Genomic DNA, 7,415 nt, shown 5'->3' with positions numbered 1-7,415 from the left:
CGCGGGAAGCTGACCATCCAACAGGAGGTTTAGGACCATGAAGGCACTCGAACTGGCAGTCGTGGCGGCCCTGGCCGCGACATTCGCCGCCGGCCCGGCGGCGGCCCAGGTGAAGGTGGCGCTCGACAGCCCGCCGGACCTGGAGGGATCGGGCAGCTATGTCTGGGCGAATGCCTTCGTCGAGCACCTGAACGCCAACGGCATGCCGGCCGAGGAGTACCAGCGCGGCGCGCTCGGCGGCGACGACGAGCTGTTCGACCAGGTGAGCCAGGGGCTGCTGGAAGTCTCGATGTCGCCGCTCAACATCACCGGCTCGCTCGACAGCCTGATCTACGGGCTGCGCCTGCCCTACTTCTTCGAGAGCATGGAGGAGGTGGACCGCGCGCTGTACGACGGCGGCATGCTGGAGAAGATCAACGAGAAGGTCACGCCGCAGGGCGTGCGGGTGCTCGCGGTCAACACGGTCGGCCAGGGCTCGGGCATCTTCAACGCCAAGAAGCCCGTGGAGACGGTCGAGGACATGGCCGGCCTGCGCATGCGCGCCCTCGACGAGAGCCAGATCGCGCTGTTCCAGGCCTGGGGCGCCACCGGCACGATCGTGAGCTGGGCGGAGGTGCCGAACGCGCTGCAGACCGGCGTCGCCGACGGCTACATCAACCCGCCGGTCGTCCCCCTCCTGTTCGGCCACACCGATTTCCTGAAATACTTCACCGACGCCGAGGTCTCGCCCTCGCTGCGCGTCGCCATCGTCTCCGAGGACTGGTACCAGGGCCTCTCGGAGGAGGAGCGCGCTACCGTCGATGCCGCCGCGGATGCCGCGAACGCGGCCAACCGCGACTGGCTCGCCCGGCAGGCCTCGGTCTACGACCGGCTGGAGCAGGCCGGGGTGCGGGTCACGAAGCTGACCCCGGAGGCGCGCGCCGCGTTCCTGGAGGCGTCCGCCCCCGCCTACGACAGCGGCCTGCTGACGGCGGAGCAGATCGACATGTGGCGCAAGGCCAAGGGCGAATAGCCCGGTGCGCAGGCTGGCGATCCTCCTGGCCCGGCTCTCGTCGGTCCTCAACCGGGCCGCGCTCTGGGGCGCGGTGGCGGCGGTGCTGGTGATGGTGCTGGCCGCCGCCTACCAGGTGGTCGCCCGCTACGTCTTCGACGCGCCGCCGGTCTGGACCGAGGAGCTGGCCCGGCGCGCGATGGTGTGGGCCGGCATGCTCGGCGCGTCGGTCGCCTTCCATGAGCGCTCGGACCCGAACCTGTTCCCGGGCATGCAGTCGGTTCTGGGCGGCGCCGGGAAGGCGCTGGCCCTGGTCCGGTCGGCCGGCGTCGCGGTCTTCGCCCTCCCGATCCTATACTACTCGCTCTTCGGACCGAATTTCAGCCTGGCGCGCGGCTTCCTCGCCCGCAGCATGGAGCGCAAGGGGGAGATGATCGGGATCTCCATGGCCTGGTTCACGGCCGCCGTGCCGGTCGCCTTCACGCTCATCATGATCCACCTCGTGGCGCAGGTCGCCATGCGCCTGGCCGGCGCGGACGAGGTCGCAACGGCGAAACAGGACGAAATCCTTTCATGAAGGTCTTTCTCGCGAGCCTCAGCACGGAAACCAACTCCTTCTCCCCGCTGCCGACCGGCCGCCTCGGCTTCGAGGAGGGCGTGGTGGCGCATGGCGACGCCACGCGCGGGCCGGTCGAGTACTGGTCGGCCCCGCTGCACATCTGGCGCGAGGCGGCCGAGACGCGCGGCTGGACGATCCACGAGAGCCTGACCGCGCACGCGCAGCCCGCCGGCCCGACCGTGCGCGCGGTCTACGAGGCGTTCCGGGACGAGATCCTGCGCGACCTCGCCGCCGCCATGCCGGTCGACGTCGTGCTCCTGTCGCTGCACGGCGCGATGATCGCCGACGGCTACGAGGACTGCGAGGGGGACCTGATCGCCCATTGCCGGCGCATCGCCGGCCCGCGGGCGGTGATCGGCGGCCTGCTGGACCCGCATTGCCACCTGACGCAGGCGATGCTCGACGGTGCCACGCTGCTGGTCGCGTACAAGGAATACCCGCATGTCGACATCCCGGAACGCGCGCAGGACCTCTTCCGGCTCGCGGCCGACGCGGCGGAGGGCCGGACCAGGCCGGTGATGCGCGACTGGGACTGCCGCATGATCTGCGCCATGCACACGCCCTATGCGCCGATGCGCGGCCTGGTCGACGAGATGTCGGCGCGCGAAGGCGAGCCCGGCGTCCTGTCGCTGTCGCTGGCCCACGGCTTTCCCTGGGGCGACCATCCGCGCGTCGGCGCCCGCGCGCTCGCCATCACCGACGGCGACCCGGCGCTCGCCGAACGGCTGGCGCGCGAGCTGGGCGAGAAGCTGTTCTCCCTGCGCCACGCGATCATGCGGCCCTACCCCGACATCTCCGGCGCCCTCGACCGGGCGCTGGCCGCGACGGGCGGGCCGGTGGTCCTGGCCGACGTCTCCGACAACGCCGGCGGCGGCGCGCCGAGCGACGCGACCTTCCTGCTGGAGGCGATCCTCGAGCGCGGCATCACCGGGGTCGCGACCGGCGTCTACTGGGACCCGATCGCGCTGCGGATCTGCCGGGAGGCCGGCGAAGGGGCGCGGCTGAACCTGCGCCTGGGCGGCAAATGCGGGCCGATGTCCGGCCGCCCGCTCGACATCGCGGTGACCGTGAGGAAGCTCGCCGACGGCCTCACCCAGCGCTTCGGCTCGCTGGCCGCCCCCCTGGGCGGGACGGCCTGGGTCGAGGCGGACGGGATCGACATCGTGATCAACGACAAGCGGACGCAGACCTTCCATCCCGAGGCCTTCACCGGCCTCGGCATCGACCTGTCGTCGAAGCGGATCGTGTGCGTGAAGTCCTCCCAGCATTTCCATGCCGGCTTCGCGCCGATCGCGTCGGAGGTGATCCACGTTGCGACGCCTGGCGCGATCACGCCCGACTACGCCAACATCCCCTATACCCGGCGCGCGCCGGACTACTGGCCGAAGATGGAGAACCCCTTCCCATGACGAACGCCCTGATCGCCGACCGGGACCGCTTCGCCGCCGCGCATCCGGAACGGCGCCGGACGATCGGCGGCCGCGACTGGGGCGTGGTGGAGGCCGGCGACCGCGGCCCCGTCCTGCTGCTGCTTCCCGGCACGCTCGGCCGCGCCGACATCTTCTGGCAGCAGATCGAGGCGCTGCGGGACCGCGCGCGCATCGTCGCCGTCAGCTATCCCCGGGACGGCGGCGTCGCCGAATGGTCGGACGACCTGGCGGCGCTGTGCGGCGAACTGGGCATCGCGCGTGCGGCCGTGCTCGGCTCCTCGCTCGGCGGCTACCTCGCCCAGTATTTCGCGGCCGGGCGTCCCGGCATCGTGGAGCGGCTGATCGCGGCCAACACGCTCGCCTCCGCGGGCGAGATCGCGACGCGCCCGCCCTACAGCTCCGACCTCGACCACGGCCCGATCGGGGAGCTGCGCGCGGGCTTCGCCAAAGGCCTGAATGCCTGGGCGGCGTCCCATCCCGAGCAGGCCGACTTGGTCGAACTGCTGCTCGCTGAGGTCGACGGGCGCATTCCCGAGCCCGAACTGCGGACCCGGCTCAACGCGCTCAAGCGGGCGCCGGAGCTGCCGGCCCTCGACCTCCCGCGCGAGCGGATCGCGACCGTGGAGGCGGCGGACGACCCGCTGATCCCACCGGCGATGCGCGACGCCGTGCGCGCCCGGCTCCGTCCCGCCGTCGCCTATCGCTTCGAGAGCGGCGGACATTTCCCCTACGTGGCGAGGCCCGCCCTCTACACCGCCCTGCTCGAGGAGCAGCTCGGCCTGGAAGGCCGGGGAGAACGCTGGGGCGACGGCGAGGTGCGTGCCCGATGATCGTGCTGTCGAACGCCGACGTGACGGCGCTGCTGCCGATGGCGACAGCGATCGAGGTGGTGGAGAGGGCCATGGTCGCCGTCTCGGCGGGCAAGGCCACCTTGCCCCTGCGCTCGATCATGGAGGTCGGCGGCCCGAACCGGATGGGCATCATGCCCGGCGCGATGAGCGAACCCGCCTGCTACGGCATCAAGCTCGTCAGCCTGTTCCCCGGCAACCCCGCAGCCGGCCGTTCCTCGCACCAGGGCGCGGTCGTGCTCTTCGAGGCGGAGCACGGCGCCGCGACGGCCATCATGAACGCGGACCTGCTGACGGCCATACGCACCGCGGCGGCGAGCGCGGTCGCGACGCGCGCGCTCGCCCGGGCCGATGCCGGCGTGCTCGCGATCGTCGGCACGGGCGAGCAGGCCGAGCATCACCTGGACGCCATGCTGGCCGTGCGGCCGATCCGCGAAGTGCGGGTCGCGGGCAGGCGGATGGAGAAGGCCGAAGCCTTCGCCGACCGCGCCCGCCGGCGCCATCCCGGCCCGACGGTCACGGCGGGAACCGACGTGCGGGACGCGGTGGCCGGAGCGGACATCGTGTGCACGGTGACCGCCGCGGCCGAGCCGGTCCTGTTCGGCGACTGGATCGCGCCGGGAACGCATCTCAACGTCGTCGGCGCCTCCATCCCGTCGAAGCGCGAGATCGACGAGGAGCTCGTCGCCCGCGCGGCGCTCTTCGTCGACTACCGCCCCTCCACCTTCGCCCAGGCGGGCGAGGTGATCGGGGCGATCGGGAGCGGCCGCATCACGCGCGAACACGTGCGCGCCGAGATCGGCGAGGTGCTGTCCGGGTCCAGGCCCGGCCGGGAAAGCGGGGAACAGGTCACGCTCTACCGCTCGCTCGGCATCGCCGCGCAGGACTTGGCCTGCGCTGCCCACTGCCTGGCCGAGGCGAAGGCGCGGGGTCTCGGCGTCGCCGTGTCGATCGCGTAGGCGGCGGGATCGAGACGAAGCACGCGCGCGCCCGGGGGGACGCGTGCCCATTCGCGACCGCAATCCGAAGATTGCAGCCGGTGTTGGTTAATCGGTTTTTAGCAACCTTAGTATAAATCTGCGGTTAGAAACGCCAATCGTATATTGGCGCGAAGTTCTCGAGAGCTATCCGACGATGATGACAGTACTTGGCTGTATAACAGACAAACACGACATCTGGCTGGTGATCGTTGCGGCACTCGTTTGCGTCGCCGGCTCGTGGGTCATCATCCGTCTGTTTCACCGGGCGAGCAGCACGACGGGATTACAGAGAGCCGGTTGGTATTTCCTGACCGCCGTAGCGGCCGGATCATCGATCTGGTGCACCCACTTCATCGCCATGCTCGCCTACGATCCCGGCGTTCCGATCGGCTTCGACCCCGTCATGACGATCGTGTCCCTGCTCATTGCCATGGCGGGGAGCGCCCTCGGCTTCGTCGTCGCGGCCAGCGGTCTGTCGCGGCTGGCCCCGGCCGTCGGAGGCGGTATCGTCGGCCTGGCGATCGTCGCCATGCACTACACCGGCATGCTGGCCTATCGCGTGCAGGGGATCGTCGCCTGGGACATGCCCTATCTGGCGGCGTCCATCGTCCTCTCCGTCGTGCTCTCCGCCCTGGCGCTGCATTTCGGCATGCGCCGCGCCTTTTGGGGCGACAAGTACATCGCGACCGCCGTGCTGGTCCTGGCCATCGTCAGCCTGCATTTCACCGGAATGACGGCGTTCCGGGTTTCACCGATGCTGATCGAAGGTTCCTTCTCCAACCCCGCCGCCTTGCAGACGCTGGCCTTCGCCGTCGCCTGCGTGGCGTTGATCATCGTCGGCGCCGGGCTTTCCAGCTACGTCATCGACGACAGCGTGCGCATGGAATCCTTCAGGCGCCTGCATCACATGGCCATGAGCGACAGCCTGACCGGCCTGCCCAACAGGGCGAGCTTCACCGGCCGGCTCGACCGCGAGATCGATCTTGCCGGCGAGACGGGAGGCAAGGTCGCGCTGATCAGCATCGACCTCGACCGCTTCAAGGAGGTCAACGATCTGCACGGCCACGGCGCCGGGGACGAGGTGCTGAAGGTCCTGGCTCGGCGCATGGCCGGCCTTCTGCGCGAGGGCGAGTTCGCCGCGAGGCTCGGCGGCGACGAGTTTGCCGCCGTCCACCGCATGCACGGCCAGGCCGACCTCGTCGATTTCCTGTCCCGGCTCGAAGCGGCGCTGTCCATGCCCATCGGGCTGGGCGGCTACGAGCTCGTGCCGGAAGCCAGCATCGGCGTCGCCATCTATCCCGACGATGCCGGCGACGCGAGAATGCTGATCAACAATGCCGATCTCGCCATGCACCGGGCCAAGGCGAACCTGATCAAGACGATCTGCTTCTACGACCGGGCGATGGACGAAACGGTCAGGGCCCGCAGGCAGCTCGCGAGCGAATTGCGCGACGCGCTGGAGAACGGGCTCCTGGACGTCCACTACCAGGTTCAGAAGTCCATCTCGACCGGCCATGTCCGCGGGTATGAAGCCCTGCTGCGCTGGAAGCACCCCCGGCTCGGCTTCATCTCGCCCTCGGAGTTCATCCCGCTGGCCGAGGAGAACGGCCTGATCCTGCAGATCGGCGAATGGGTATTGAGAACGGCGTGCGCCAAGGCCGCATCCTGGGAGCCTCCGCACAAGGTTGCGGTAAACCTCTCCCCGGTGCAGTTCGTCCATGCCGATCTGCCCAAGCTGATCTCGGAGGTGCTGAGCGAGACGGGATTGCCGCCGGACCGGTTGGAGCTGGAACTGACGGAGTCCACGATCATCGCCGACAAGGCACGCTCGCTGCACACCTTGCAGCGGATCAAGGCGCTGGGCGTCACCATCGCCCTCGATGACTTCGGGACCGGCTATTCCTCACTCGACACGCTGCGCTCGTTCCCCTTCGACAAGATCAAGCTCGACCGCTCGTTCATGAACGAGGTGGAACACAGCCCGCAGGCGAAGGCGATCATCCGCGCGGTGCTGGCGCTCGGCAAGAGCCTGAACATCCCCGTCCTGGCCGAAGGCATCGAGACGCAGGGCCAGCTCTCCCTCCTCACGACGGAAGGATGCGACGAAGCACAGGGGTATCTGCTCGGCCACCCCGCCCCTCTCGAACAGATCCTGATGAGCGGCCAGATCAACCTGATCGGCACCCCGGGTTCCGCCGTTTGATTTCCCAGGCGCGTTTTCGACCCTACGAGCCCCTAAAACGAAAAACGCCGCCACCCTGCTGGGTTGGCGGCGTCTGATCTGGTTGCGGGGGTAGGATTTGAACCTACGACCTTCAGGTTATGAGCCTGACGAGCTACCGGGCTGCTCCACCCCGCGTCAAGGGATCGGGTGCGAGGCACCGGGAGAGGGTTCGTGGACGTGTCTTGAAGCTGTGACGAGCTGCGGCCAGCAGGCCTGGCGGCGACCTACTCTCCCACGTCTTGAGACGCAGTACCATCGGCGCTGGGGGATTTCACGGCCGAGTTCGGGATGGGATCGGGTGTTGGGCCCCCCGCCATGACCAC

At 69.4% G+C, this 7,415-nt stretch carries 6 protein-coding genes, 1 tRNA gene and 1 rRNA gene; 6 read left to right on the top strand and 2 right to left on the bottom strand.

Annotated features, from left to right (window positions below):
• Positions 1–37: 37 nt before the first annotated feature.
• The 6 genes from VGO20_RS10150 (at position 38) to VGO20_RS10125 (ending at position 7,071) form a co-directional block, all read left to right on the top strand.
• On the top strand, positions 38–1,012 hold the full coding sequence (locus VGO20_RS10150; RefSeq protein WP_327502215.1) for a TRAP transporter substrate-binding protein: 975 nt from the start codon (positions 38–40) through the stop codon (positions 1,010–1,012).
• A 4-nt stretch (positions 1,013–1,016) separates the two neighbouring features.
• On the top strand, positions 1,017–1,568 hold the full coding sequence (locus VGO20_RS10145) for a TRAP transporter small permease (protein WP_327502214.1): 552 nt from the start codon (positions 1,017–1,019) through the stop codon (positions 1,566–1,568).
• On the top strand, positions 1,565–3,019 hold the full coding sequence (locus tag VGO20_RS10140; protein ID WP_327502213.1) for a M81 family metallopeptidase: 1,455 nt from the start codon (positions 1,565–1,567) through the stop codon (positions 3,017–3,019). The genes VGO20_RS10145 and VGO20_RS10140 overlap by 4 nt, the downstream gene beginning before the upstream one ends.
• A complete protein-coding gene (locus tag VGO20_RS10135; RefSeq protein ID WP_327502212.1) occupies positions 3,016–3,870 on the top strand; it encodes an alpha/beta fold hydrolase in 855 nt (284 codons plus the stop codon). Before VGO20_RS10140 ends, VGO20_RS10135 begins: the two co-directional genes overlap by 4 nt.
• Positions 3,867–4,847 (top strand): ornithine cyclodeaminase family protein, encoded by a 981-nt coding sequence (locus VGO20_RS10130; RefSeq protein WP_327502211.1) that lies wholly within the window; start codon positions 3,867–3,869, stop codon positions 4,845–4,847. The genes VGO20_RS10135 and VGO20_RS10130 overlap by 4 nt, the downstream gene beginning before the upstream one ends.
• A gap of 175 nt (positions 4,848–5,022) precedes the next feature.
• On the top strand, positions 5,023–7,071 hold the full coding sequence (locus VGO20_RS10125; RefSeq protein ID WP_327502210.1) for a putative bifunctional diguanylate cyclase/phosphodiesterase: 2,049 nt from the start codon (positions 5,023–5,025) through the stop codon (positions 7,069–7,071).
• 79 nt (positions 7,072–7,150) lie between these two features.
• Here VGO20_RS10125 and VGO20_RS10120 read toward each other — a convergent pair.
• Both VGO20_RS10120 and rrf read right to left on the bottom strand, forming a co-directional pair.
• Positions 7,151–7,227, bottom strand: a tRNA-Met gene (locus VGO20_RS10120).
• A 76-nt stretch (positions 7,228–7,303) separates the two neighbouring features.
• Positions 7,304–7,415, bottom strand: a 5S ribosomal RNA gene (gene rrf, locus VGO20_RS10115); the annotation flags it as partial.

Source organism: Arenibaculum sp. (genome assembly GCF_035998295.1).
Lineage (GTDB): Bacteria > Pseudomonadota > Alphaproteobacteria > Azospirillales > Azospirillaceae > DASYHS01.
This window is presented reverse-complemented; position numbering and strand designations above follow the sequence as displayed.

Excerpts from the sequence above, each read along its gene's own strand:
- VGO20_RS10150 (WP_327502215.1), top strand. The coding sequence starts at position 38 with ATGAAGGCACTCGAACTGGCAGTCGTGGCGGCCCTGGCCGCGACATTC.
- VGO20_RS10140 (WP_327502213.1), top strand. The coding sequence starts at position 1,565 with ATGAAGGTCTTTCTCGCGAGCCTCAGCACGGAAACCAACTCCTTCTCC.
- VGO20_RS10135 (WP_327502212.1), top strand. The coding sequence starts at position 3,016 with ATGACGAACGCCCTGATCGCCGACCGGGACCGCTTCGCCGCCGCGCAT.
- VGO20_RS10130 (WP_327502211.1), top strand. The coding sequence starts at position 3,867 with ATGATCGTGCTGTCGAACGCCGACGTGACGGCGCTGCTGCCGATGGCG.
- VGO20_RS10125 (WP_327502210.1), top strand. The coding sequence starts at position 5,023 with ATGATGACAGTACTTGGCTGTATAACAGACAAACACGACATCTGGCTG.